Origin of the sequence: Streptomyces sp. NPDC102259 (assembly GCF_044766465.1) — a bacterium.
Classification (GTDB): Bacteria; Actinomycetota; Actinomycetes; order Streptomycetales; family Streptomycetaceae; genus Streptomyces.
On the sequence record NZ_JBIWMA010000017.1, the window covers coordinates 51,317 to 77,828 of the forward strand.

Below are 26,512 nucleotides of genomic sequence, written 5' to 3' on the forward strand. Positions count from 1 at the left end.
CGTACGCACCCCGTGCGCACGTGGCCCACGCCCCCTTCCCGACCAGGATCCGGAGCCCATGGCATGACTCTCTGCCTGCTCCTGCTGAGCGTCGTCGCCCTGTCCGCCGCCGTGCCGGCTCCGCGCGCGCTCACCCGGTCCGCCTGGCCCGAGCGGGAACCCGTGATCGGGCTGTGGGTGTGGCAGTGCCTGGTCGCCACGGTCCTGCTGTGCTGCCTGACCGCCCTGACCCTGGGCGCCGCCGCCGTGTTCCACACCGTCCGCGCACGGGTCTTCGCCCCCGCGCCGCCCGGGGTCTCCGAGGCGTACGACCTCTCCGCGGCCCCCTTGTGGGCCGCGACCCTGACCCTGCTGCTGGCCTGCGGGGCCGCGTGGACCACCGCGATGCTGGCCCGCGAACTCGTCGAGGCCCGTCGGCGCCGCGGCCGGGCCAGGGCCCACCTGCGTGAACGCGCCCCCGACCTGCCCGCAGGCCTGCCGTCCGCCCGGGGCCCGCTGCTGGTACTGGAGGACGAGTACCCCGACGCCTGGTGGATGCCTGGCAACCCACCCCAGTTGATCGTGACGACCGGCGCCCTGCACCGCCTCACCTCCCACCAGCTGGACGCCGTCCTCACCCATGAGCGCGGCCATGCCCGCGCCCACCACGACTGGCTGCTCCACCTGTCGACCGCCCTTGCCACCGGCTTCCCCCGCATTCCGCTCTTCTCCCACTTCTGCGACCAGACCCACCGCCTGGTCGAACTCGCCGCCGACGACACGGCGTCGCGTCGCTGCGGTCACCTGACCACGGCGCTGGCCCTGATCGAGCTGAACCAGCACCGGGGCGTCCTGTCCTGCGCCTCGAGCAACCGTCTCCTCGGCGAGCGGGTCGACCGCCTGCTCCAGCCGCCCCCGCGCCTGCTCCGCCGACAGCGGGCGCTGACGACGACGGTGGCCACGCTGGTACCGCTGCTGCCCCTGCTGATCGCCTTCGCCCCGGGACTGACCGCGCTGTCCTGACGGCGTTGCCCTGACTGCGTTGTCCCGACGTCGGTGCCCCCACAGCCTTGCCCTGACGGCGGTGTCCCGACTGGCAGATCTTGTGTGGGCCGGTCCTGTTTCCCCAGGTCACCGCATTTCCTGACGCTCCCGCAGGTGGCGCAACACTCCGGCAACACCGCTTTTCCTACCGGCTCGCTATGGTTCGAAACATGCCACCCACCGACCGCATCCGAGACCACGCCGGCCAGGGCGCGAGCACCGTCGCCGCCCACCGTGCACGTCGTCGGCTGCGCGCGGACCAGGCCCGACAGCTCGCGGACCTCCTGCGCCGCCAGCTGCTCACCGACGGCTTCCCGGACGGCACGCTCCCCCACGAGTCGACCCTCGCCGGCGACTACCGCGCCTCCCGCAACACCGTCCGCCAGGCTCTCGACCTCCTGCGGGCGGAGGGGCTGGTGGAGCGCCTGCCCGGCGTCGGCACGGTCGTCGTGGCGCAGAAGTACCCGCACGGCCTGGACCGTCTGATGGGCCTCGCGGAGACCCTGCACGAGCACGGCCACGTCACCAACGAGGTCCGCACGATGGGCCCCGTCGCCGCGCCCGCCCCGGTGGCCGACCGCCTCCACGTCCCGCCCGGCACCGACGTGCTCTACATCGAACGTCTGCGCCGTCTGGGTGGCCTCCCCCTCTCTCTCGACCTCACCTACATCCCGCTCGACATCGGTACCGCCCTGCTGGGCGCCGACCTGGAGAACACCGACGTCTTCCGGCTCCTGGAGGCTGTCACCGGGCAGCGCCTCGGGCACGCCGAGATCACCCTGGAGGCGGTGACAGCGGACGCCCACTCCGCCGCCGTACTGGAGGCACCGCGTGGCGCGGCCGTCCTGATGCTCGAACGCCTCACCCACCTCGCCGACGGCCGCCCGGTGGACCTGGAGTTCATCCGCTTCCGCGGAGACCGCATCTCGATGAGCGGCCTGCTGCACCGCTCCGTCTGACCCCTCCCGTCGGCATCACCTCCGTCCCCCTTCTCCGCCCTCTTCTCCGCTTCCTTCTCCGCCCTCAACACCTGATCGTTCGGCACGGCCTCACCGGTTCACCGCCGAACGGGATTTCTCAGAATTTCTCGGGACTTTTCTGGAGACAGCCATGACCTTGGCACCCCAGCGGGCCGACGTGCCCGTGACCATCGACGAGTCGAAGTGCATCGACGGCTGCACGCTCTGTGTGGACATGTGCCCGCTGGACTCCCTCGCCATCGACGAGAGCAACGGCAAGGCCTATATGCACGTCGACGAGTGCTGGTACTGCGGCCCGTGCGCGGCTCGCTGTCCCACCGGTGCCGTCACGGTCAACATGCCCTACCTGCTCCGGTGAAAGGCCCGAACCTCCATGAAACCCAAAGCGACAGCCGCGTCCGCCGCCCTGCTCCTGCTCCCTCTCACCGGATGCGGCAGCGCCGAGGCCGGTAGCGGCTCCACGGTCACCGTCACCGTCGGCTACCAGTCCAAGACCATCAACACCGTCACGGCGGGCACCCTGCTGCGCTCGCTCGGCTACTTCGAGAAGGAGCTCAACGCCCTCGGCGACGGCACGACGTACAAGGTGGACTGGCAGGACTACGCCACCGGTGCCCCCATCACCGCGCAGATGACCGCCGGGAAGATCGACATCGGTTCGATGGGCGACTTCCCGCTCCTCATCAACGCGGCCCGCGGAAAACAGCTCGGCAAGCCCACCCACCTGGTCTCGGTCACCGGTTACAACCTCCGCGGCGGACTCAACACCATCGTCACGGCGCCCGACTCGAAGCTCGCCTCCATCGAGGACCTCAAGGGCAAGAAGGTCTCCACCAGCATCGGTTCCGCTGCCGACGGCACCCTTGTGCGGGCCTTGCAGCGCGCCGGCATCGACCCGGCCAAGGGCATCGAGAAGCTCAACCAGCAGCCGGCCGTCGGGGCGTCGGCCCTCTCCGCGGGCAGCGCCGACGCGCTCTCACAGTTCGTCGCCTGGCCCGGCCTGCTCGCCTACCAGGGCAAAGCGAAGGCGCTGTACGACGGCGCCCAGTTGGACCTGCCCACCTTCCACGGGGTCACCGCCCGCGAGGACTTCGCGAAGAAGCGCCCGGCCGTGCTGGAGGCGTTCCTGAAGGCGCAGTCGGAGGCCACCGACTACCTCGACACGCACCCGGTGGCCGCCGCCGAGAAGGTCGCCGAGGCCACCGGCCTGCCCGCCGAGGTCGTGTACCTCTACAACGGCGCCCACGGCATCTCCACCTTCGACCCGGCCGTCAAGCCGCAGCTCGTCGCCGCGCTCAAGGAGGACGTCTCGATCCTGGAGGCGGCCAAGCTGACCGGAGACGTCGATGTGGACTCCTTCGTCGACGACCAGTACGTGAAGAAGGCGCTCGGCCCGTCCTACGCCAAGCAGCTCGCCGCCACGCCCGCACCGGCCGCGAGCGAGGTCTGGCCCAAGGACGCCTCGCAGACCCGTACCTTCAAGACGCCCGCCGAGCTGCTGGCCTACGTGGCGCAGCACAAGGACGGCATCCGCGCCGCCTACGTACCCGACGCCACCACCGGCACCCTGTGGTTCGCCGACAAGGCCGTGTGGGTGGCCGACGGCGCGACGCTCGTGCCGTTCGTCGCCCCGGCGACCGCCCAGGCCTACGTCGACGCCCATGGCGGCGCCCGCGTCGTCACGTATGCCGACGCGCTGGGGCGGGCGTCGTGACCCGGTATGCGCTGCGGGTGGCCTCGGTGGGGGTCGCCCTCGGCCTGTGGCAGCTGCTGACCAGCCTGAACATCGACCTGTGGTTGCGTTTCTCGCAGTTCCCCACGGTCGCCGACGTGGCCCGCGCCTTCGGCGAGCGCCTGGCCGGCGACGACTACTGGACCGACCTCACCGACAGCCTGACCCGCATCGTCACCGGATTCCTCCTGGCCGCCGTCCTGGGCGTGGCCACGGGCGTGCTCGTGGCGCGCTCGCGTCTCGCCGAGGACCTGCTCGGACCGATCCTCGAAGTCGTCCGCCCGATTCCGGCGATCGCCCTGGTGCCCGTCGCGATCCTGCTCTTCCCCTCCAACGAACAGGGCATCGTCTTCATCACCTTCACCGCCGCCTTCTTCCCGGTCCTGGTCTCCACCCGGCACGCGGTCCGCGCACTGCCCCCCGGGTGGGAGGAGGCGGTCCGCACCATGGGCGGCGGCCGGTGGCGGATCCTCGGCTCGGTCGTCCTGCCCGGGGCGCTGCCGGGCATCTTCGGCGGTCTGTCGGTCGGCATCGGGGTGTCGTGGATCTGTGTGATCTCCGCCGAGATGATCTCCGGTCAGTACGGCGTCGGCTACCGCACCTGGCAGGACTACACGGTTGTCGACTACCCGGGGGTGTTCGTCGGCATGGTCACGATCGGCGTGCTCGGCTGGGCCACGTCCACGGCCGTGGAACTCCTCGGTCGCCGCCTCACCCGCTGGTTGCCCCGCACCTCGTACGTCCCCACCGGCCGGACCCGGCCGAAGAGTCCCCGATCGGCCGCTCCGGCACCGGTGGCCTCGCCCGCCGTCTCTGCCGTCCCCACCGGACCCGAACCCGAGGAGGCGCGCGATGAGCACCTCGTCTGAGACCCGCGAGACCACCGGTACGGACACCGCCGAGGCGGCCACCACCAAGGCCACCCGTACGGCCACCACCAAGGCCACCGATACGGCCGTACGCGGTACCCGGCTCACCCTCCGCGCGGCCACCCTCGGCCGCCCCGACGCCGCCGCCCTGGCCGATGTCGACCTGGACGTCCCGCCGGGCGAGATCCTCACCGTCGTCGGCCCCTCGGGCTGCGGCAAGTCGACGCTGCTGCGCACGCTGGCCGGACTGCTGCCCACGCTGACCGGAGCCGTGGAGCAGGACGGCCGGCCGATCGACGGACCGGCGGCGGACCGCGCGCTGGTCTTCCAGGAGGACGCCCTGCTCCCCTGGCGCACCCTGCTGGCCAACGTCGAACTGCCCCTCGCCATCCAGGGCTCACCGCGCGCGGAGCGCAGGCAGCAGGCCGCGGCCTGGCTCGAGCGGGTCGGCCTCGCCGACCGCGCCCGGCAGTTGCCGCACCGCGTCTCCGGGGGCCAGCGCCAGCGGGCGCAACTGGCCCGGGCCCTCGCCGCGGGCCCGCGCGCCGTCCTCATGGACGAACCCTTCGGCGCCCTCGACGCCCAGACCCGCGCCGGCATGCAGGACCTGCTGGTGGAGGTGCTGCACGGCACGGGCGCGACCGTCGTCTTCGTCACCCACGACGTGGACGAGGCCCTGTTCCTCGGCGACCGCGTGGCCCTCCTCGGCGCGGGCCGCCTGGTCGCCGTACGGGACGTGCCGCGTCCACGGGACCGCGCCGCGCATGACGACCCGGCGCGCGTGGCGCTGCGGCGCGATGTCCTGACCTCACTGAGCATCTGAAAGGCACCCCGGTGGACACCCTCCCGCAGATCCCCACGCTCGACGACGCCGAGGAGCTGACCTGCGACGTCCTCGTCATCGGTGGCGGTACGGCCGGCACGATGGCGGCCCTGACCGCCGCCGAGCGCGGCGCGGACGTCCTGCTCCTGGAGAAGGCCCATGTCCGCCACTCCGGGGCGCTCGCGATGGGCATGGACGGCGTCAACAACGCGGTCATCCCCGGCCGCGCCGAGCCCGACGACTACGTCGCCGAGATCACCCGCGCCAACGACGGCATCGTCGACCAGTCCACCGTCCGCCAGACCGCCACCCGCGGCTTCGCCATGGTGCAGCGCCTGGAGTCGTACGGCGTGAAGTTCGAGAAGGACGAGCACGGCGACTACGCGGTCCGCCAGGTCCACCGGTCCGGCTCCTATGTGCTGCCCATGCCGGAGGGCAAGGACGTCAAGAAGGTGCTGTACCGGCAGCTGCGGCGGCGCGAGATGCGGGAGCGGATCCGTATCGAGAACCGGGTGATGCCGGTGCGCGTGCTGACCTCGCCAGAGGACGGGCGTGCCATCGGAGCGGTCGGCTTCAACACCCGCACGGGGCGGTTCGTCACCGTCCGCGCGGGCGGGGTGGTCCTCGCGACCGGCGCCTGCGGCCGCCTCGGCCTGCCCGCCTCCGGCTACCTGTACGGCACGTACGAGAACCCCACCAACGCCGGCGACGGCTACGCCATGGCCTACCACGCGGGCGCGGAACTGACCGGCATCGAGTGCTTCCAGATCAACCCGTTGATCAAGGACTACAACGGCCCTGCCTGCGCGTACGTCGCCAACCCCTTCGGGGGCTACCAGGTCAACCGGCACGGCGAACGCTTCGTCGACTCCGACTACTGGTCGGGCCAGATGATGGCCGAGTTCGCGGCGGAGGTCGCCAGCGACCGGGGCCCGGTGTACCTGAAACTGAGCCACCTCCCCGAGGAGTCGATCTCGGCCCTGGAGTCGATCCTGCACTCCACCGAGCGTCCGACCCGGGGCACCTTCCACTCCGGGCGCGGTCACGACTACCGCACGCACGACATCGAGATGCACATCTCGGAGATCGGCCTGTGCGGCGGTCATTCGGCCTCGGGCGTACGGGTGGACGAGCACGCCCGCACGACCGTCCCCCGTCTGTACGCCGCCGGTGACCTGGCCTGCGTCCCGCACAACTACATGATCGGCGCGTTCGTCTTCGGCGACCTGGCCGGCTCCGACGCGGCCCGGTACAAGGCGTACGACGGTGAGCTTCCCGCTGACCAGCTGCGCGAGGCGCACGAGTTGATCTACCGCCCGTTGCGCAACCCGGAGGGTCCGCCGCAGCCCCAGGTCGAGTACAAGCTGCGCCGTTTCGTGAACGACTACGTGGCCCCGCCGAAGTCGGGCGCTCGGCTGTCGTTGGCCCTGGAGGCCTTCGAGCGGATGCGTGGCGACATCGCCGAGATGGGCGCCCGCACCCCGCACGAGCTGATGCGGTGCGCCGAGGTCTCCTTCATCCGTGACTGCGCGGAGATGGCCGCGCGCGCCTCGCTGGCCCGTACCGAGTCCCGCTGGGGTCTCTACCACGACCGCCTCGACCACCCTCGCCGCGACGACGCCTCCTGGTTCCATCACCTCGATCTGCACAAGTCCCCCTCTGGCGCGATGGAGTTCACGGCCCGGCCGGTGGCTCCGTATCTGGTTCCGGTCGACGAGTTCGCCCCCGTCGGCGGCCCGTCCCGGCCGCTCGGCGAAGTCCACCCCGAGGACGTGGCCACGGCCGGTTCACGGGACCTTGCGCCCGTCGCCGCCGGGGCCGAGGCAGCCGCCCCGCAGTCCACGGACGCCTCGGCGCCTCAGACGCCCGAGCCTGCCCTCGATCAGTCCTCCTCTCAGTCGTCCTCTCAGTCGTCCGTTCGTCTCCTCGAACTCGTCGCCCTGGCCGAGGACGAGCCCGAACTCGACGCCCTGCTGTCCTACTTGGCCGATCCGGTGGCCGCTGTCCGGCGCGAGGCCGTCGCCGTCCTCACCGAGACCGTGCCGTCGGGCACCGGGCCGGCCCTCGCCGAGGCGCTGCGCGACCCCGCCGGGGAGGTGCGTGCCGCCGCGGCTGCCTCGCTGCGTGAGCTCGTCGAGACCCTGCCGGCGGAACCTGCCCTGCGAGACGGCCTCGCCGCCGCGCTCGCGGAGCCCGACCCCGTCGTCCGTGCCGCGGCCCTGGACGTGCTGCGCGCCCTGCGCCTCGGTGACGCCGCCCTGTTCGCCGGCTCTCTCACCGACGCCGACATCGCCGTCCGTATCGAGGCCGTCCGCGCCCTGGTCTCCGTCGACGCCGCCGAGGAACTGGCCCGCGCGGCGACCGCCGACCCGTCCCGCGAGGTCCGCGTCACGATCGCCAAGTCCCTGGCCACGGTGGCGGCCGGCCGCCTGAGCGACACCTCACCGTCCGACGCCGCCTCGATCTCCGGCCCGGACTCCTTCTCCGGCCCGGACTCCGACTCCGGCCCGGACTCCGACTCCGGCCCGGACTCCGACTCCGGCCTGGACTCCGACTCGGCCTCCGGCACCGGCGGCAGCACCGGATCCGCTGCGGATGCAGGCATCGCCCCCGAGCGTGACGCCGTCCACGCGGCCCTCGTCGGGCTCGTCGACGACCCCGATGCCTTGGTGCGTGCCGCCGCCTACGGGGCGTTGGGCACCACCGGCTGCCCGGTGCCCTTCGCCGCGCGAGCCGTGAGCGCCCTGACGGACCCCGCCTGGCAGGTCCGCGCCGGTGCCGCCACCGCGCTGTCAGTGGCGCACCCCGAGACGGCCCTCCCGGTCCTCGCCAAGACCCTGACCGACCCGAATGCCGACGTCCGCAAGGCCGCCGTCCTGGCCCTGACCCGGCACCGCGCCTCGGAAGCCGCCCGCGCGGCCCTCGCCACGGCGACGACGGACTCCGACGCGGACGTCAGGGCGTATGCGACGCGCGCTCTATGACCAGCTCACGCGCCGCTTCGTACCGCCCCCCGGCCGACTTCCATGGCGCCCGCGCCGCCCGGTCCTCGGCCCCAAGTCCCCCGGCCCTCAGTCTCCGGCCCCCGGTACCCAGCCCCCTGGTGAATCCCGTCCTCTACATCCAGTCCTCGGGCTCCGGCTCCTGGTCCATCTCGGGCCAGTAGTCCGGAGCACCCGGATCCGTTGCGGTAGTCCGCGCGGTGCCAGGAGCCGGGGTCTCAGCAGGCCCCGGAGCGGCGGTGTCCGGTGTCCCGCCCAGTGCGGCCAGGACCGCGACCACGCCCTCCCCGTACGTCACCAGCTTCTTCTCGCCGACCCCGCTGATGCCGCCGAGCTGCTGCACCGAGGTCGGCCAGACCGTGGCGATCTCCCGGAGCGTGGCGTCATGGAAGATGACGTACGCCGGGACGCCCTGTTCACGGGCCTGCTCGGCGCGCCAGGCACGCAGGGCCTCGAAGGCCGGCAGCAGTTCCTCGGGCAGCTCGGCCGCGGCGGCCTTGGACTTGCTCCTGCCGGAGGAGGAAGAGCCCGACGCCTTCGACGTCGCCGGTTTCTTCGGCTCCTTGCGCAGCGGCACGTCCCGCTCGCGGCGCAGCACCGACCCGCTGGCCTCCGTCAGCACCAACGTGCCGTACTCCCCCTCGACCGCGAGCAGCCCCTGCGCCAGCAACTGCCTTATGACGCCGCGCCATTCACCCTCGGAGAGGTCCTCGCCGATGCCGAACACCGACAGCTGGTCATGGTCGAACTGGATCACCTTGGCCGAGCGCTTGCCCGTCAGGATGTCGATGATCTGCACCGCGCCGAACTTCTGCCCGCGCTCCCGCTGGAGCCGCACCACCGTCGACAGCACCTTCTGGGCCGCGACGGTGCCGTCCCAGGTCTCCGGTGGCGTGAGGCAGGTGTCGCAGTTGCCGCAGCCCGCCGGATCCGGTTGCTGGCCGAAGTAGGCGAGGAGCTGGCCGCGGCGGCACTGGGCGGTCTCGCACAGCCCCAGCATCGAGTCCAGGTGCGCGGCGGCCCGCCGCCGGAAGGCTTCGTCACCGTCACCGGACTGGATCAGCTTGCGCTGCTGTATGACGTCGTTGAGGCCGTAGGCCATCCAGGCCGTGGAGGGCAGTCCGTCGCGGCCGCCACGCCCGGTCTCCTGGTAGTAGCCCTCGATCGACTTGGGCAGGTCGAGGTGGGCGACGAACCGTACGTCCGGCTTGTCGATGCCCATGCCGAAGGCGATGGTCGCGCAGACGACCAGGCCGTCCTCCCGCAGGAACCGGGACTGGTGCGCGGCGCGCGTGCCCGCGTCCAGACCCGCGTGGTACGGCACCGCCTCGACGCCGTTGCGGGAGAGGAACTCGGCCGTCTTCTCCACGGAGTTGCGAGAGAGGCAGTACACGATGCCGGCGTCGCCCGCGTGCTCCTCGCGCAGGAAGCTCAGCAGCTGCTTCTTGGGGTCGGCCTTAGGCACGATCCGGTACTGGATGTTGGGCCGGTCGAAGCTCGCCACGAAGTGCCGGGCCGACGGCATGTTCAGCCGCTGGGTGATCTCCTCGTGCGTCGCGCGCGTGGCCGTCGCCGTGAGTGCGAGCCGCGGGACGTCCGGCCAGCGCTCGCCGAGCAGCGAGAGGGACAGGTAGTCCGGGCGGAAGTCGTGGCCCCACTGGGAGACGCAGTGCGCCTCGTCGATCGCGAAGACCGAGATCTTGCCGCGGGAGAGGAGATCCAGGGTGGAGTCCAGGCGCAGCCGCTCCGGCGCCAGGTACAGCAGGTCCAGTTCGCCTGCGAGGAACTCGGCCTCGACCACGCGCCGCTCGTGGAAGTCCTGGGTGGAGTTCATGAACCCGGCGTTCACGCCGAGCGCCCGCAGCGCGTCCACCTGGTCCTGCATCAACGCGATCAGTGGCGAGACGATGATGCCTGTGCCGGGCCTGACCAGCGCGGGGATCTGGTAGCACAGTGATTTGCCGCCGCCGGTCGGCATGAGGACGACCGCGTCCCCGCCCGCCACCACGTGCTCGATGACCGCTTCCTGCTCGCCGCGGAAGGCGTCGTATCCGAAGACCCGGTGCAGCGTGGCCAGGGCCTCGCTCTCGGTCCGCTCCGGTGTCCCGGTGATACCTGTCATCTCGCTGATCCCGCCCGTCCCGCCCATCGACTGGTCCCCCGTACGTCGTCCCTCGACCACTGCCTCCACGATAGGGGTCCGGACTGACAGCATCGGAGTTATCCACAGGCTCGTTCCGGTGACTCCGGGTGACGGACGGGCGGAAAACCCCGGACCCGATCGCCCGTACGACGCCGACGGGCCCGGTTCCCACCTGGGGAACCGGGCCCGTCTTACAGGCACACGCGGGTCGGCGCACCTGAGCGGAGCGCCTCAGCGTGGAGCGCCTCAGCGCACGAACACTCCCGCCTGGTTCGCCAGGTCCAGGAAGTACTGCGGAGCCACACCGAGCACCAGCGTGACCGCCACGCCCACCGCGATCGCCGTCATCGTCAGCGGTGACGGAACGGCGACGGTCGGGCCCTCGGGCTTCGGCTCGCTGAAGAACATCAGCACGATGACGCGGATGTAGAAGAACGCCGCGATCGCCGACGAGATCACGCCGACCACGACCAGCGGGGCCGCGCCACCCTCGGCCGCCGCCTTGAACACGGCGAACTTACCGGCGAACCCGGAGGTCAGCGGGATGCCGGCGAAGGCCAGCAGGAACACCGCGAACACGGCCGCCACCAGGGGTGACCTGCGTCCGAGTCCGGCCCACTTGGACAGGTGGGTCGCCTCGCCGCCGGCGTCGCGCACGAGGGTGACCACCGCGAACGCGCCGATCGTCACGAACGAGTACGCGGCCAGGTAGAAGAGCACCGACGAGACGCCGTCCGGGGTGGTCGCGATGACACCCGCGAGGATGAATCCGGCGTGCGCGATGGACGAGTACGCCAGCAGCCGCTTGATGTCGGTCTGCGTGATCGCGACGATCGCGCCGCCCAGCATGGTGACGATCGCGACGCCCCACATGACCGGCCGCCAGTCCCAGCGCAGGCCGGGCAGGACGACATAGAGCAGGCGCAGCAGCGCGCCGAAGGCGGCCACCTTGGTCGCCGCGGCCATGAAACCGGTGACGGGGGTCGGCGCACCCTGGTAGACGTCGGGCGTCCACATGTGGAACGGCACCGCGCCCACCTTGAACAGCAGTCCCATGACGATCATCGCGGCGCCGACGAGGAGCAGTGCGTCGTTGCCCATGGTGTCGGCGAGCGCCGGATTCACGTTCTGGACGGTGCCGTCGACGACCTGCGCGATCGTGCCGTACGACACCGAGCCCGCGTACCCGTACAGCAGTGCGATGCCGAAGAGGGTGAACGCGGAGGCGAACGCGCCGAGGAGGAAGTACTTGACCGCGGCCTCCTGTGACATGAGCCGCTTGCGGCGGGCCAGTGCGCACAGGAGGTACAGGGGCAGCGAGAAGACTTCCAGGGCGATGAAGAGGGTCAGCAGGTCGTTGGCCGACGGGAAGACCAGCATGCCGGCGACCGCGAACAGCAGCAGCGGGAAGACCTCGGTCGTCGTGAATCCGGCCTTGACCGCGGCCTGTTCGCTGTCGCTGCCGGGCACGGAGGCCGCCTGGGCGGCGAAGGAGTCGACCCGGTTGCCGTGCACCTCGGGGTCGAGGCGCCGTTCGGCGAAGGTGAACAGGGCGACCAGGGAGGCCAGCAGGATCGTGCCCTGAAGGAAGAGGGCCGGTCCGTCGACCGCGATCGCGCCCATGGCCGCGATGCGTGCCTTCGTGGTGCCGTATCCGCCCTCCGCCAGCGCGACCACCGCGGCGAAGGCGGCGGTCAGCGCCACGACGGATACGAACAGTTGTGCGTAGTAGCGGTGCTTGCGCGGCACGAACGCCTCGACCAGCACTCCGATGATCGCCGCGCCCACGACGATCAAGGTGGGCGACAATTGCCCGTACTCGATCTTGGGCGAGTCGATCTTCGAGATCGGTTCGGCCGCGGTTGCCGCCGTTGTCCACAGGCTGTGGACGGCTGATGCGCTCACTTGGCCGCCTCCACCTCGGGCTGGGGGTCCTTCTTGTGCACGTCGGACAAGGTCTGCTTGACCGCCGGATTCACGATGTCCGTGACGGGCTTCGGGTAGACGCCCAGGAAGATCAACAGCACGATCAGCGGGGCGACGACCACGAGCTCACGCGGGCGGAGGTCGGGCATCGCCGAGACCTCGGGTTTCACCGGGCCCGTCATCGTCCGCTGGTAGAGGACGAGGGTGTAGAGCGCGGCGAGGACGATGCCGAAGGTGGCGACGATGCCGATCGCCGGGTAGCGCGCGAACGTGCCGACCAGGACCAGGAACTCGCTCACGAAGGGCGCGAGTCCCGGCAGCGAAAGCGTCGCCAGACCGCCGATCAGGAAGGTGCCGGCGAGCACCGGGGCGACCTTCTGCACCCCGCCGTAGTCGGCGATGAGCCGCGAGCCGCGCCGGGAGATCAGGAAGCCGGCGACCAGCATCAGGGCGGCCGTCGAGATGCCGTGGTTGACCATGTAGAGCGTCGCGCCGGACTGGCCCTGGCTGGTCATCGCGAAGATGCCCAGGATGATGAACCCAAAGTGCGAGATCGACGCGTACGCCACCAGCCGCTTGATGTCCCGCTGGCCCACGGCGAGCAGCGCCCCGTAGATGATGCTGATCACCGCAAGGACGAGGATGGCGGGCGTCGCCCACTTGCTCGCCTCCGGGAACAGCTGGAGGCAGAACCGGAGCATCGCGAAGGTGCCCACCTTGTCGACGACCGCCGTGATGAGCACGGCGACCGGGGTGGTCGCCTCACCCATGGCGTTGGGCAGCCAGGTGTGCAGCGGCCACAGGGGCGCCTTCACCGCGAAGGCGAAGAAGAAGCCCAGGAACAGCCAGCGTTCGGTGTTCGTCGCCATGTCGAGCGTGCCGTTGGCGCGGGCCTCGGCGATCTCCGTGAGCGAGAAGTTCCCGGCGACCACATAGAGGCCGATCACCGCGGCCAGCATGATCAGACCGCCGACCAGGTTGTACAGGAGGAACTTCACGGCCGCGTACGACCGTTGCGTGGACGCCGCCTCCTCTCCGTGCTCGTGGGCACGGTCCCCGAAGCCGCCGATGAGGAAGTACATCGGGATCAGCATGGCTTCGAAGAAGATGTAGAAGAGGAAGACGTCGGTCGCCTCGAAGGAGATGATCACCATCGCCTCGACGGCCAGGATCAGGGCGAAGAAGCCCTGCGTCGGCCGCCAGCGCTTGCTGCCCGTCTCCAGTGGGTCGGCGTCGTGCCAGCCCGCGAGGATGATGAACGGGATCAGCAGTGCGGTCAGCGCGAGGAGCGCGACCCCGATGCCGTCCACGCCCAGCTCGTACCTGACCCCGAAGTCCTTGATCCAGGAGTGGGATTCGGTGAGCTGGTAGCGGCCGCCGTCCGGGTCGAAGCGGACCAGGACGACGATCGCCAGAGCGAGTGTCGCCAGGGAGAACACCAAGGCCAGCGATTTGGCGGCGTTGCGCCGGGCGGCCGGTACGGCGGCCGTGACGACCGCCCCGATCGCCGGGAGCGCCGCCGTCGCTGTCAGCAGAGGAAAGGACATCGGTATCAGACCGCCCTCATCAGCAGGGTCGCGGCGATGAGGACCGCCGCACCGCCGAACATCGAGACCGCGTACGACCGCGCGAAGCCGTTCTGGAGTCGGCGCAGCCGTCCGGAGAGGCCGCCGACCGAGGCCGCCGTGCCGTTGACGACTCCGTCGACCAGGGTGTGGTCGACGTAGACCAGGGAGCGCGTGAGGTGCTCGCCGCCTCGGACCAGGACGACGTGGTTGAAGTCGTCCTGGAGAAGGTCGCGCCGGGCGGCCCGGGTCAGCAGCGACCCGCGCGGGGCGACGACCGGGACGGGGCGTCGGCCGTACTGGGCGTAGGCGACCGCCACGCCGATGACGAGCACCACCATGGTGGCGAGGGTGACCGTCAGGGCGCTGATCGGGGAGTCGCCGTGGCTGTGGCCCGTGACGGGCTCCAGCCAGTGCAGGAAGCGGTCGCCGATGCTGAACAGGCCGCCCGCGAAGACCGATCCGAAGGCCAGCACGATCATCGGGATGGTCATGGACCTGGGCGACTCGTGCGGGTGCGGCTCATGCCCCTCGGCGTCGGGCTGCCAGCGCTTCTCGCCGAAGAACGTCATCAGCATCACGCGCGTCATGTAGTACGCGGTGATGGCCGCGCCGAGCAGGGCGCAGCCGCCGAGGATCCAGCCCTCGGTGCCGCCCTTGGCGAACGCCGCCTCGATGATCTTGTCCTTGGAGAAGAAGCCGGACAGGCCCGGGAAGCCGATGATGGCGAGATAGCCGAGCCCGAAGGTGACGAAGGTGACCGGCATGTAGGTGCGCAGGCCGCCGTACTTGCGCATGTCGACCTCGTCGTTCATGCCGTGCATGACGGAGCCGGCGCCGAGGAACAGCCCGGCCTTGAAGAAGCCGTGCGTCACCAGGTGCATGATCGCGAAGACGTAGCCGATGGGGCCGAGCCCCGCGGCCAGCACCATGTAGCCGATCTGTGACATGGTCGAGCCGGCCAGCGCCTTCTTGATGTCGTCCTTCGCGCAACCGACGATCGCACCGAACAGCAGCGTGACGGCGCCGACGACGGTGACGACCAGCTGCGCGTCGGGTGCGCCGTTGAAGATGGCCGCCGAGCGGACGATCAGGTACACGCCCGCCGTCACCATCGTCGCCGCGTGGATGAGGGCCGAGACCGGGGTGGGGCCCTCCATCGCATCCCCGAGCCAGGACTGGAGCGGTACCTGGGCGGACTTGCCGCAGGCGGCGAGCAGCAGCATCAGGGCGATGGCGGTCAGCTTGCCCTCGCCGGCGTCACCCGCGATGCCGGGCTCGCCTTCCGTCCCCAGCAGCGGGCCGAAGGCGAAGGTCCCGAAGGTGGTGAACATCAGCATGATGGCGATCGACAGGCCGATGTCGCCGACGCGGTTGACCAGGAAGGCCTTCTTCGCGGCGGTGGCGGCGCTGGGCTTGTGCTGCCAGAAGCCGATGAGCAGGTAGGACGCGAGCCCGACGCCCTCCCAGCCGACGTACAGCAGCAGGTAGTTGTCGGCGAGGACGAGCAGCAGCATCGCCGCCAGGAACAGGTTCAGGTAGCCGAAGAAGCGGCGGCGCCGCTCGTCGTGCTCCATGTACCCGACCGAGTAGAGGTGGATCAGCGAGCCGACGCCGGTGATCAGCAGCACGAACGTCATCGACAGCTGGTCGAGGCGGAAGGCGACGTCCGCCTGGAAGCCCTCGACCGGGATCCAGCTGAACAGGTGCTGCGTCAGCGTCCGGTCCTCGGCGTCCTTGCTCAGCAGGTCGCTGAAGAGGATGACGCCGAACACGAAGGAGGCGGACGACAGGAGCGTGCCGATCCAGTGGCCGACGGCGTCGAGCCGGCGGCCGCCGACCAGAAGGACGGCCGCTCCGAGCAGGGGCGCCGCGATGAGCAGCGCAATCAGGTTCTCCACGTTTCTTCCGACCCCTTACAGCTTCATCAGGCTGGCGTCGTCGACCGAGGCCGAGTGGCGGGAACGGAACAGCGACACGATGATCGCGAGTCCGACCACGACCTCCGCGGCGGCGACGACCATCGTGAAGAAGGCGATGATCTGGCCGTCGAGATTGCCGTGCATCCGGGAGAAGGTGACGAACGCGAGGTTGCAGGCGTTGAGCATGAGCTCGATGCACATGAAGACGACGATCGCGTTGCGCCTGATCAGCACGCCCGTGGCACCGATCGTGAACAACAGGGCCGCGAGGTAGAGGTAGTTGACGGGGTTCACTTCGACGCCTCCTCGGTCCGCTTCAGGTGTGGCGGCTCGATCGCGGACCGCTCCAGGCGCTCCTCGGCACGCTGCTCCAGGGCCTTGAGGTCGTTCAGCGCCTCGGTGGACACGTCCCGGATCTGACCGCGCTCGCGCAGCGTCTTGCTGACCGTGAGCTCCGACGGGGTGCCGTCGGGCAGCAGACCCTGGATGTCCACGGCGTTGTGCCGCGCGTACACGCCCGGCGCGGGCAGCGGCGGTACGTGCTTGCCCTCACGGACACGCTGTTCGGACAGCTCCCGCTGGGTCTTGGCCCGCTCGGTGCGCTCGCGGTGGGTGAGCACCATGGCGCCGACGGTGGCCGTGATGAGCAGGGCGCCGGTGATTTCGAAGGCGAAGACGTACTTGGTGAAGATGAGGGTGGCGAGGCCCTCCACGTTGCCGTTCGCGTTCGCCTCGGCGAGGCCGTTGAACTCCGTCAGCGAGGCGTTGCCGATGCCGGCGATCAGCAGGATGCCGAAGCCGAGGCCGCTGACGAGGGCCAGCCAGCGCTGGCCCTTGATGGTCTCCTTCAGGGAGTCCGCCGCGGTGACGCCGACGAGCATCACCACGAACAGGAACAGCATCATGATCGCGCCGGTGTAGACGACGATCTGCACGATGCCCAGGAAGTAGGCGCCGTTGGCGAGGTAGAACACCGCCAGGACGATCATGGTGCCGGCGAGGCAGAGCGCGCTGTGCACGGCCCTCTTCATGAAGACGGTGCACAGGGCGCCGATCACCGCGACGGCGCCGAGCACCCAGAACTGGAAGGCCTCGCCGGTCGAGGTGGAGTAGGCGGCGAGTTGCGCGCTCATCGGCCGACCACCTTCCGCGACGCCGGCTCGTCCGGACCGGACGTGGCGGCGGCCTCCTGCGGGTCCTCGCCCTTGGAGACGGCCGGCTGCCGTTCCGTACCCGGCGCCGCCTCCGTCACCAGACCCCGGTAGTAGTCCTGCTCGTCCGTACCCGGGTAGATCGCGTGGGGCGAGTCGACCATGCCCTCTTCGAGGCCGGCGAGCAGTTGCTCCTTGGTGTAGATCAGGTTGGCGCGGCTGGAGTCGGCGAGCTCGAACTCGTTGGTCATCGTCAACGCGCGTGTGGGGCATGCCTCGATGCACAGGCCGCACAGGATGCAGCGGGCGTAGTTGATCTGGTACACCCGCCCGTACCGCTCGCCCGGCGAGTAGCGCTCCTCGTCGGTGTTGTCCGCGCCCTCGACGTAGATGGCGTCGGCGGGGCAGGCCCAGGCGCACAGCTCGCAGCCGACGCACTTCTCCAGGCCGTCCGGATGGCGGTTGAGCTGGTGCCGTCCGTGGAACCGGGGAGCTGTGGTCTTCTGCTGCTCCGGGTACTGCTCGGTCAGCCGCTTCTTGAACATGGCCTTGAAGGTCACGGCGAAGCCGGCCACGGGGTTCTGGAAACCGGGCTTGGTCTCCTTGGGCTCCTCAGCCATCGGACGCCTCCTTTCCATCCAGCGATCCGTCACTCACAGTGTCCACTCCACCACTGACAATGAGCTCTCGCTCCTGGTGCGGGCGGCGCCTGGGCACCGGCGGCAACTCCTGTCCCGGCAGTGGGGGTACGGGGAACCCGCCCGCCATCGGGTCGAAGCCGGCGGGCTCGGCGGGGGCCTGTGCTTCCTTGCCTGCGTTGCGGAACATGTCCGCGATGAAGGACAGCAGCAACAGGACCAGGACGCCGCCGCAGACGTAGAGGGCGATCTCGGCGAAGTCGTAGTTCTCGTTGCGCAGGGTCCGTACGGTCGCGACGAGCATCAGCCACGTCACCGAGACCGGGATCAGGACCTTCCAGCCGAGCTTCATCAACTGGTCGTAGCGGACGCGGGGCAGTGTGCCGCGCAGCCAGATGAACAGGAACAGCAGGAGCTGCACCTTGGCGATGAACCAGAGCATCGGCCACCAGCCGTGGTTCGCGCCCTCCCAGAAGGTGCTGATCGGCCAGGGAGCCCGCCAGCCGCCGAGGAAGAGCGTGGTCGACACCGCCGAGACCGTGATCATGTTCGCGTACTCGGCGAGCATGAAGATCGCGAACTTGATCGACGAGTACTCGGTGTTGAAGCCGCCGACCAGGTCGCCCTCGGACTCCGGCATGTCGAAGGGGGCGCGGTTGGTCTCGCCGACCATCGTGACGATGTAGAGGATGAAGGAGACCGGCAGCAGCAGGATGTACCAGCGGTCCTGCTGCTGCTCGACGATCGTCGACGTCGACATCGACCCCGAGTAGAGGAACACCGAGGCGAACGCGGCGCCCATGGCGATCTCGTAGGAGATCATCTGCGCGCAGGACCGCAGACCGCCCAGCAGCGGATACGTGGAGCCGGAGCTCCAGCCAGCCAGCACGATGCCGTAGATGCCGATCGATGCGCACGCGAGGATGTAGAGCATCGCGATCGGCAGGTCGGTCAGCTGCATCGTGGTGCGCTGGCCGAAGATCGAGACCTCGTTGCCGGCCGGGCCGAAGGGGATCACCGCGATCGCCATGAAGGCCGGGATGGCCGCGATGATCGGCGCGAGGATGTACACCACCTTGTCCGCGCGCTTGACGACGAGGTCTTCCTTCAGCATCAGCTTGATGCCGTCGGCGAGGGACTGGAGCATGCCCCAGGGACCGTGCCGGTTGGGGCCGACGCGCAGCTGCATCCAGGCGACGACCTTCCGCTCCCAGACGATGGCGAACAGCACGGACAGCAGCAGGAAGGCGAAGCAGAAGACCGCCTTGACGACGACCAGCCACCAGGGGTCGCGGCCGAACATCGAGAGGTCTTCAGCGGCGAAGTACGGGCTCATGCCTCCACCTCCTTGGGGGCGTCGGCGATGAGCGTCGCCGGGCCGATGCGGACAAGGGCGCCGGGTGTCGCCCCGGAGTCGGAGGCGACGCCCGCGCCCGTGGAGTTGAGCGGGAGCCAGACCACCCGATCGGGCATCGGAGTGATCAGCAGCGGGAGTTCGACCGACCCCGCGGGCCCGGTCACGGCGAGGACGTCGCCGTCCTTGACGCCCACCTCGGCGGCCGTCGCGGGCGACACACGCGCGTGTGCGGCGTGCCGCGTCCCGGCGAGCGCCTCGTCGCCCTGCTGGAGGACACCCTGGTCGAGCAGCAGGCGGTGCCCGGCGAGGACGGCCTCCCCCGCGGCGGGACGCGGCAGATGGGCGGCGGTCTCGAGGGGCTCGGTGGCCCGCGGCCCGTCCCACGCGCCGAGCCGGTCGAGCTCCCCGCGCGCGGTGCGCAGGTCCGGCAGGCCGAGATGGACGTCCATGGCGTCGGCGAGCATCTGGAGCACGCGCGCGTCGGAGGGCGCGGGACGGCGTGTCATCTGGTCGGGCTTCAGTGCCGCCTCGAAGAAACGGACCCGGCCCTCCCAGTTGAGGAAGGCGCCCGCCTTCTCGGCGACCGCGGCCACCGGGAGGACGACATCGGCGTGCTCGGTGACCTCACCGGGCCGCAACTCCAGCGACACGACGAAGCCTGCCTCGGCGAGCGCCGTACGCGCGCGTGCCGGGTCGGGCAGGTCCGCGACCTCGACGCCCGCGACGAGCAGCGCCTGAAGCTCGCCGGACGCTGCGGCCTCGATGATCTGCCCGGTGTCCCGGCCGTGGCGGTGCGGAAGTTCGGCCAGGCCCCAGGCCGCAGCGACCTCCTCACGCGCGCGTGGGTCGGTGGCCGGACGGCCGCCCGGCAGCAGCGACGGCAGGGCGCCCGCCTCGATCGCGCCCCGCTCGCCCGCCCGGCGCGGAATCCACACCAGTCGGGCGCCGGTCGCCGAGGCGGCCCGTACGGCGGCCGTGAGACCACCGGCCACACCGGCCAGCCGCTCGCCGACGACGATCACCGCGCCCTCGGCCCGCAGCGCCTCGGCGGCCCTGCCGCCCGCGTCCTCCAGGCCGACGCCGCCCGCGAGCGCGTCCAGCCACTCCGTCTCGGTGCCCGGCGCCGCCGACAGCAGCGTGCCGCCCGCCTTCGCCAGACCCCGGGTCGCGTGCGTGGCCAGCGAGAACACCCGCTGTCCGTGCTTGCGCCAGGCCTTGCGCAGCCTCAGGAAGACGCCGGGCGCCTCCTCCTCCGACTCGAACCCGACGAGCAGGACGGCGGGCGCCTTCTCCAGGTAGGTGTACGTGACGCCCGTACCGTCGAGGTCACGGCCTCGACCGGCGATGTGGGCGGCCAGGAAGTCGGCCTCCTCGCCGCTGTGCACGCGCGCGCGGAAGTCGATGTCGTTGGTGTCGAGCGCCACGCGCGTGAACTTGCTGTACGCGTAGGCGTCCTCGATGGTGAGGCGGCCGCCGGTCAGGACACCGGTCCTGCCACGCGACGCCAGCAGGCCCTGAGCCGCGATCTGCAACGCCTCCGGCCAGGAAGCCGGTACGAGGTCACCCTCGGCGTTGCGCACCAGAGGCGTCTCGAGCCGGTCCCGCTGCTGGGGGTACCGGAACGCGAAGCGCCCCTTGTCGCAGATCCACTCCTCGTTGACCTCGGGGTCATTGGCGGCCAGGCGCCGCATGACCTTGCCGCGCCGGTGGTCGGTGCGCGTGGCGCAGCCGCCGGAGCAGTGCTCGCAGACCGACGGCGAGGAGACCAGGTCGAAGGGCCGGGAGCGGAATCGGTACGCCGCCGAGGTCAGTGCGCCGACCGGGCAGATCTGGATGGTGTTGCCGGAGAAGTACGACTCGAAGGGGTCGCCCTCGCCGGTGCCCACCTGCTGGAGCGCGCCCCGCTCGATCAGCTCGATCATCGGGTCGCCCGCCACCTGGTTGGAGAACCGGGTGCAGCGTGCGCACAGCACGCACCGCTCACGGTCGAGCAGCACCTGTGTGGAGATCGGCAGGGGCTTCTCGTACGTCCGTTTCCTGCCCTCGAAGCGGGACTCGGCCTGGCCGTGCGACACGGCCTGGTTCTGGAGGGGACACTCGCCGCCCTTGTCGCAGACCGGGCAGTCCAGCGGGTGGTTGATGAGGAGCAGCTCCATCACACCGTGCTGTGCCTTCTCGGCCACCGGCGAGCTGAGCTGGGTCTTCACCACCATGCCGTCCGTACACGTGATCGTGCAGGACGCCATCGGCTTGCGCTGGCCCTCGACCTCGACGATGCACTGCCGGCACGCGCCGACCGGATCGAGGAGGGGATGGTCGCAAAAGCGTGGGATCTCGATGCCGAGTCGCTCGGCGGCCCGGATGACCAGGGTGCCCTTGGGCACGCTGATCTCGGCGCCGTCGATCGTCAGCGTGACGAGATCCTCCGGCGGGACCGCCGCCTCGCCGCCTCCGGAGGGAGCGCTGGTGGTCACCGTCATGCGTTCACCTCCGTGTGCTTGTCCGCCCAGACCGTCGACTTGGCCGGGTCGAAGGGGCAGCCGCGGCCCGTGATGTGCTGCTCGTACTCCTCGCGGAAGTACTTGAGCGAGGAGAAGATCGGCGAGGCGGCCCCGTCGCCGAGGGCGCAGAAGGACTTGCCGTTGATGTTGTCGGCGATGTCGTTGAGCTTGTCGAGGTCGGAGAGGGCTCCCTTGCCGGCCTCGATGTCCCGCAGCAACTGCACGAGCCAGTACGTTCCTTCACGGCACGGGGTGCACTTGCCGCAGGACTCGTGGGCGTAGAACTCGGTCCACCGGGTGACGGCTCGCACGACGCAGGTCGTCTCGTCGAAGCACTGGAGGGCCTTGGTGCCGAGCATGGAACCGGCGGCGCCCACTCCTTCGTAGTCGAGAGGGACGTCGAGGTGCTCCTCGGTGAACATCGGCGTCGAGGAGCCGCCCGGTGTCCAGAACTTGAGCCGGTGCCCGGGTCGCATGCCGCCGCTCATCTCGAGGAGCTGGCGGAGGGTGATGCCGAGCGGGGCCTCGTACTGGCCGGGGCCGGCGACATGGCCGCTGAGCGAGTAGAGCGTGAAGCCCGGGGACTTCTCGCTTCCCATCGACCTGAACCATTCTTTGCCGTTTTGCAGAATCGCGGGAACTGACGCGATCGACTCGACGTTATTCACCACAGTCGGGCACGCATAGAGGCCCGCGACAGCAGGGAAAGGAGGGCGCAGCCGCGGTTGCCCACGGCGGCCTTCGAGCGAGTCGAGCAGCGCGGTCTCCTCACCGCAGATGTACGCGCCGGCGCCGGCGTGCACGGTGAGTTCGAGATCGAGTCCGCTGCCCAGGATGTTCTCGCCGAGGTAGCCCGCCGCGTAGGCCTCGCGCACGGCCTCGTGCAACCGCCGCAGAACGGGGACGACTTCACCACGCAGATAGATGAAGGCATGAGACGACCTGATGGCATAGCACGCGATCACGATGCCCTCGATGAGGCTATGCGGGTTCGCGAAGAGGAGCGGGATGTCCTTGCAGGTCCCGGGCTCCGATTCGTCGGCGTTGACAACTAGATAGTGCGGCTTTCCATCACCCTGGGGAATGAACTGCCATTTCATTCCCGTCGGGAATCCCGCGCCGCCCCGCCCTCGCAGACCGGAGTCCTTGACGTACGCGATCAGGTCGTCCGGGGACATGGCGAGCGCCTTGCGGAGGCCCTCGTACCCTTCGTGCCTTCGGTAGACGTCCAGGCTCCAGGACCGGTCCTCGTCCCAGAAGGCCGACAGCACGGGTGCGAGCAGCTTCTCCGGGCTGCTGCCTTTCAACTCGGGTGCCAAGGTCATCACTCCCCCTCCTCGGCGGTAGGCCCTGCCGGGTGGGCCGGGTCGGAGGCCGACGTGTCCTGAGGCGCGTCGTGCGAACTCTGGTGCTCCGCGGGCGACGGCTCGTGCACCGCCCCGTCCTGCGGCTCGTCGTGCGGCCCGCCGTCCCGCGGGTGGACCACGCGCGCGGGTGCGGTCTCTCCCCTTGCCAGGCGAAGACCCACCAGCGACGCCGGTCCCGCACTACCGCTCGCCTCGACGGCTCCGTCCCGCTCGTCGGGGAAGCCCGCCAGGATCCGCGCGGTCTCCTTGAAGGTGCACAGCGGCGCACCGCGCGTCGGCGAGACGGTGTGACCGATCCGCAGGTCGTCCACCAGGCGCTTCGCGCTCTGCACGGTCTGGTTGTCGAAGAACTCCCAGTTGACCATCACGACCGGCGCGAAGTCACAGGCCGCGTTGCACTCGATGTGCTCCAGGGTGATCTTGCCGTCGTCGGTGGTCTCGCCGTTGCCGATGCCCAGGTGTTCCTGGAGCTGTTCGAAGATCGCGTCGCCGCCCATCACCGCGCACAGCGTGTTGGTGCAGACACCCACCTGGTAGTCACCGCTGGGGCGGCGGCGGTACATGGTGTAGAAGGTGGCGACCGCGGTGACCTCGGCCGTGGTCAGTTGCAGCACGTCCGCGCAGAACTGCATCCCGGTGCGCGTGACGTGTCCCTCCTCCGACTGCACGAGATGCAGCAACGGCAGGAGCGCGGACCGGGAGTCGGGATAGCGGGCGATGATCTCGCGCGCATCCGCCTCCAGCCGGGCCCGGACGTCGTCCGGGTAGGCGGGCGCGGGCAGTTCGGGCATGCCCAGGCTGACGCCCCGCTCGGAAGAAGAGGTGGTCACCGGTCGACGCCTCCCATGACGGGGTCGATGGAGGCTACGGCGACGATGACGTCGGCGACCTGGCCGCCCTCGCACATCGCTGCCATGGCCTGAAGGTTGGTGAAGGACGGGTCCCGGAAGTGGACCCGGTAGGGGCGGGTGCCTCCGTCGGAGACGGCGTGCACCCCGAGTTCGCCCTTGGGTGACTCGACGGCCGCGTACGCCTGTCCCGGCGGGACGCGGAAGCCCTCGGTCACCAGCTTGAAGTGGTGGATCAGGGCCTCCATGGAGGTGCCCATGATCTTCTTGATGTGGTCGAGGGAGTTGCCGAGACCGTCGGGGCCCAGGGCGAGCTGGGCGGGCCAGGCGATCTTCCGGTCGGCGACCATGACGGGGCCGGGCTGCAGCCGGTCCAGGCACTGCTCGACGATCCGGAGCGACTGGCGCATCTCCTCCAGGCGGACCAGGAAGCGGCCGTAGGAGTCGCAGGAGTCTGCGGTCGGGACATCGAAGTCGTATGTCTCGTAGTCGCAGTACGGCTGCGCCTTGCGCAGGTCGTGCGGGAGGCCGGTGGACCGCAGGATCGGGCCGGTGGCGCCGAGGGCCATGCAGCCGGCCAGGTCGAGATACCCGACGTCCTGCATACGGGCCTTGAAGATGGGGTTCCCGGTGGCGAGCTTGTCGTACTCCGGGAGGTTCTTCTTCATCTTCTTCACGAACTCGCGGATCTGGTCCACCGCGCCGGGCGGCAGGTCCTGGGCGAGTCCGCCGGGGCGGATGAACGCGTGGTTCATCCGCAGGCCGGTGATGAGCTCGTAGATATCGAGAATCAGTTCACGATCACGGAATCCGTAGATCATGATCGTGGTGGCACCGAGTTCCATGCCGCCGGTGGCGATGCACACCAGGTGGGAGGACATCCGGTTCAGCTCCATCAGGAGCACCCGGATGATCTTGGCCCGCTCGGTGATCTGGTCCTCGATGCCGAGGAGCTTCTCGACGGCGAGACAGTAGGCGGTCTCGTTGAAGAAGGACGTCAGGTAGTCCATGCGCGTCACGAACGTGGTGCCCTGGGTCCACGTGCGGTACTCGAGGTTCTTCTCGATACCGGTGTGGAGGTAGCCGATGCCGCAGCGGGCCTCGGTGACCGTCTCGCCCTCGATCTCCAGGATCAGGCGGAGCACCCCGTGGGTGGAGGGGTGCTGGGGCCCCATGTTGACGATGATGCGCTCGTCGTCGGCGCGGGTCGCGGACTGGACGACCTCGTCCCAGTCGCCACCGGTGACCGTATATACAGCGCCCTCGGTGGTCTCACGGGCGGATGCTGACTGCGTGCTCATGAGTACGACCTCCGCTGGTCCGGAGCCGGGATCTGGGCGCCCTTGTACTCGACGGGGATACCGCCGAGGGGATAGTCCTTGCGCTGCGGGTGGCCCTGCCAGTCGTCCGGCATCATGATCCGCGTCAGGGCCGGGTGACCGTCGAAGACGATCCCGAAGAAGTCGTAGGTCTCGCGTTCGTGCCAGTCGTTGGTGGGATACACGGAGACCAGGGACGGGATGTGCGGGTCGGCGTCCGGGGCGCTGACCTCCAGGCGGATCAACCGGTTGTGGGTGATCGAGCGCAGGTGGTAGACGGCGTGCAGCTCGCGCCCCTTGTCGTTCGGGTAGTGCACGGCGCTGACGCCGGTACAGAGCTCGAAGCGCAGGGCCGGGTCGTCGCGCAGGGTGCGGGCGACACGGAGCAGGTGCTCGCGCTCGATGTGGAACGTGAGCTCGTCGCGGTCGACGACCGTCTTCTCGATCGCGTTGGCGGGGAGCAGACCCTGCTCCTCCAGCGCGCCCTCGAGTTCGTCGGCGACCTCGTCGAACCAGCCGCCGTAGGGCCGGCTCGCCGACCCTGGGAGCCGGATGGAGCGGACCAGGCCGCCGTATCCGGAGGTGTCGCCGCCGTTGTCGGCGCCGAACATGCCGCGCTGGACGCGGACCTCCTCGCCGCCCTGGCCGCGCTGGCCCGGGAGGTTGGAGGCGGAGAGATCCTTCTCGGGGTTCGTCCCGTTCGCCCCATCGGCCCCGTTCGCCCCGGTCGAGGAGCCGTTCGCTCCGTTCGACGAGCCGTTCGCGCCGTGGGTGCCGTTCGCGTCGCTCACCGCAGCAGCCCCTTCATCTCGATCATGGGCAGGGCCTTGAGCGCCGCTTCCTCCGCCTCGCGGGCCGCCTCCTCGGCGTTCACGCCGAGCTTGGTGTTCTGGATCTTGTGGTGGAGCTTGAGGATCGCGTCCATCAGCATCTCGGGGCGCGGCGGGCAGCCCGGGAGGTAGATGTCGACGGGCACGATGTGGTCGACGCCCTGGACGATCGCGTAGTTGTTGAACATGCCGCCGGAGGAGGCGCACACGCCCATGGAGATGACCCACTTGGGGTTCGGCATCTGGTCGTAGACCTGCCGGAGCACCGGCGCCATCTTCTGGCTCACCCGGCCGGCGACGATCATCAGGTCCGCCTGGCGGGGCGAACCCCGGAAGACCTCCATACCGAAGCGCGCCAGGTCGTAGCGGCCGGCGCCGGTGGTCATCATCTCGATGGCACAGCAGGCGAGGCCGAACGTGGCGGGGAAGACGGACGCCTTGCGCACCCAGCCCGCGGCCTGCTCGACGGTGGTCAGCAGGAATCCGCTCGGCAGCTTTTCTTCGAGTCCCATGGTT

The 26,512-nt window shown here is 69.9% G+C and carries 21 protein-coding genes; 7 read left to right on the forward strand and 14 right to left on the reverse strand.

Annotated elements, in window-relative coordinates; translation table 11 throughout:
• The first annotated feature begins 63 nt into the window (after positions 1-63).
• The 7 genes from ACIRPU_RS31360 to ACIRPU_RS31390 all read left to right on the forward strand — a co-directional run bounded on the left by ACIRPU_RS31360 (position 64) and on the right by ACIRPU_RS31390 (position 8,411).
• The gene (locus ACIRPU_RS31360) at positions 64-1,002 is read left to right on the forward strand and encodes a M56 family metallopeptidase (RefSeq protein WP_384113884.1); all 939 of its coding nucleotides are present in this window, start codon (positions 64-66) and stop codon (positions 1,000-1,002) included.
• Positions 1,003-1,193: 191 nt separating this feature from the next.
• A complete protein-coding gene (locus tag ACIRPU_RS31365; RefSeq protein WP_403873232.1) occupies positions 1,194-1,982 on the forward strand; it encodes a GntR family transcriptional regulator in 789 nt (262 codons plus the stop codon).
• Positions 1,983-2,133: 151 nt separating this feature from the next.
• The gene (locus tag ACIRPU_RS31370; protein WP_020130156.1) at positions 2,134-2,361 is read left to right on the forward strand and encodes a ferredoxin family protein; all 228 of its coding nucleotides are present in this window, start codon (positions 2,134-2,136) and stop codon (positions 2,359-2,361) included.
• A 15-nt stretch (positions 2,362-2,376) separates the two neighbouring features.
• Positions 2,377-3,717, forward strand: a complete 1,341-nt coding sequence (locus ACIRPU_RS31375; RefSeq protein WP_403873235.1) for an ABC transporter substrate-binding protein — start codon at positions 2,377-2,379, stop codon at positions 3,715-3,717.
• Complete coding sequence (locus tag ACIRPU_RS31380; protein ID WP_403873238.1) at positions 3,714-4,604, forward strand: ABC transporter permease; 891 nt, start codon at positions 3,714-3,716, stop codon at positions 4,602-4,604. The genes ACIRPU_RS31375 and ACIRPU_RS31380 overlap by 4 nt, the downstream gene beginning before the upstream one ends.
• Entirely contained in the window at positions 4,588-5,427 is an 840-nt protein-coding gene (locus ACIRPU_RS31385) for an ABC transporter ATP-binding protein (protein ID WP_403873241.1), read from the forward strand. The genes ACIRPU_RS31380 and ACIRPU_RS31385 overlap by 17 nt, the downstream gene beginning before the upstream one ends.
• 11 nt (positions 5,428-5,438) lie before the next feature.
• Positions 5,439-8,411, forward strand: a complete 2,973-nt coding sequence (locus tag ACIRPU_RS31390; RefSeq protein WP_403873244.1) for a fumarate reductase/succinate dehydrogenase flavoprotein subunit — start codon at positions 5,439-5,441, stop codon at positions 8,409-8,411.
• Positions 8,412-8,544: 133 nt separating this feature from the next.
• On the opposite strand, the gene recQ is transcribed toward ACIRPU_RS31390, so the two are convergent.
• The 14 genes from recQ to ACIRPU_RS31460 all read right to left on the reverse strand — a co-directional run bounded on the left by recQ (position 8,545) and on the right by ACIRPU_RS31460 (position 26,508).
• Positions 8,545-10,578, reverse strand: coding sequence for a DNA helicase RecQ (gene recQ / locus ACIRPU_RS31395; RefSeq protein ID WP_403873551.1), 2,034 nt, complete (start codon positions 10,576-10,578; stop codon positions 8,545-8,547).
• 240 nt (positions 10,579-10,818) lie between these two features.
• Complete coding sequence (gene nuoN, locus ACIRPU_RS31400) at positions 10,819-12,477, reverse strand: NADH-quinone oxidoreductase subunit NuoN (protein WP_403873246.1); 1,659 nt, start codon at positions 12,475-12,477, stop codon at positions 10,819-10,821.
• A complete protein-coding gene (locus ACIRPU_RS31405) occupies positions 12,474-14,045 on the reverse strand; it encodes an NADH-quinone oxidoreductase subunit M (RefSeq protein WP_403873249.1) in 1,572 nt (523 codons plus the stop codon). The genes nuoN and ACIRPU_RS31405 overlap by 4 nt, the downstream gene beginning before the upstream one ends.
• Before the next feature lie 5 nt (positions 14,046-14,050).
• Positions 14,051-15,964 carry an NADH-quinone oxidoreductase subunit L gene (nuoL, locus tag ACIRPU_RS31410; RefSeq protein ID WP_355704868.1) on the reverse strand — a complete coding sequence of 638 codons (1,914 nt, stop codon included), beginning with the start codon at positions 15,962-15,964 and terminating at the stop codon, positions 14,051-14,053.
• Between the two features lie 15 nt (positions 15,965-15,979).
• Entirely contained in the window at positions 15,980-16,279 is a 300-nt protein-coding gene (gene nuoK, locus ACIRPU_RS31415) for an NADH-quinone oxidoreductase subunit NuoK (RefSeq protein WP_020130147.1), read from the reverse strand.
• Positions 16,276-17,118, reverse strand: coding sequence for an NADH-quinone oxidoreductase subunit J (locus ACIRPU_RS31420; protein ID WP_403873253.1), 843 nt, complete (start codon positions 17,116-17,118; stop codon positions 16,276-16,278). Before ACIRPU_RS31420 ends, nuoK begins: the two co-directional genes overlap by 4 nt.
• On the reverse strand, positions 17,115-17,756 hold the full coding sequence (gene nuoI / locus ACIRPU_RS31425) for an NADH-quinone oxidoreductase subunit NuoI (RefSeq protein WP_403873256.1): 642 nt from the start codon (positions 17,754-17,756) through the stop codon (positions 17,115-17,117). Before nuoI ends, ACIRPU_RS31420 begins: the two co-directional genes overlap by 4 nt.
• The gene (gene nuoH, locus ACIRPU_RS31430; protein ID WP_403873259.1) at positions 17,749-19,110 is read right to left on the reverse strand and encodes an NADH-quinone oxidoreductase subunit NuoH; all 1,362 of its coding nucleotides are present in this window, start codon (positions 19,108-19,110) and stop codon (positions 17,749-17,751) included. Before nuoH ends, nuoI begins: the two co-directional genes overlap by 8 nt.
• Positions 19,107-21,611 carry an NADH-quinone oxidoreductase subunit G gene (locus tag ACIRPU_RS31435; RefSeq protein WP_403873262.1) on the reverse strand — a complete coding sequence of 835 codons (2,505 nt, stop codon included), beginning with the start codon at positions 21,609-21,611 and terminating at the stop codon, positions 19,107-19,109. The genes nuoH and ACIRPU_RS31435 overlap by 4 nt, the downstream gene beginning before the upstream one ends.
• A complete protein-coding gene (nuoF, locus tag ACIRPU_RS31440; protein ID WP_384111380.1) occupies positions 21,608-22,960 on the reverse strand; it encodes an NADH-quinone oxidoreductase subunit NuoF in 1,353 nt (450 codons plus the stop codon). The genes ACIRPU_RS31435 and nuoF overlap by 4 nt, the downstream gene beginning before the upstream one ends.
• Positions 22,957-23,829: an NADH-quinone oxidoreductase subunit NuoE gene (gene nuoE, locus ACIRPU_RS31445; RefSeq protein ID WP_403873265.1), complete on the reverse strand. Its 873-nt coding sequence runs from the start codon at positions 23,827-23,829 to the stop codon at positions 22,957-22,959. Before nuoE ends, nuoF begins: the two co-directional genes overlap by 4 nt.
• Positions 23,826-25,148 (reverse strand): NADH-quinone oxidoreductase subunit D, encoded by a 1,323-nt coding sequence (locus ACIRPU_RS31450; RefSeq protein WP_351757448.1) that lies wholly within the window; start codon positions 25,146-25,148, stop codon positions 23,826-23,828. The genes nuoE and ACIRPU_RS31450 overlap by 4 nt, the downstream gene beginning before the upstream one ends.
• A complete protein-coding gene (locus ACIRPU_RS31455) occupies positions 25,145-25,957 on the reverse strand; it encodes an NADH-quinone oxidoreductase subunit C (protein ID WP_403873270.1) in 813 nt (270 codons plus the stop codon). The genes ACIRPU_RS31450 and ACIRPU_RS31455 overlap by 4 nt, the downstream gene beginning before the upstream one ends.
• Positions 25,954-26,508 (reverse strand): NADH-quinone oxidoreductase subunit B family protein, encoded by a 555-nt coding sequence (locus ACIRPU_RS31460; RefSeq protein ID WP_062640096.1) that lies wholly within the window; start codon positions 26,506-26,508, stop codon positions 25,954-25,956. Before ACIRPU_RS31460 ends, ACIRPU_RS31455 begins: the two co-directional genes overlap by 4 nt.
• Between the last annotated feature and the right edge of the window lie 4 nt (positions 26,509-26,512).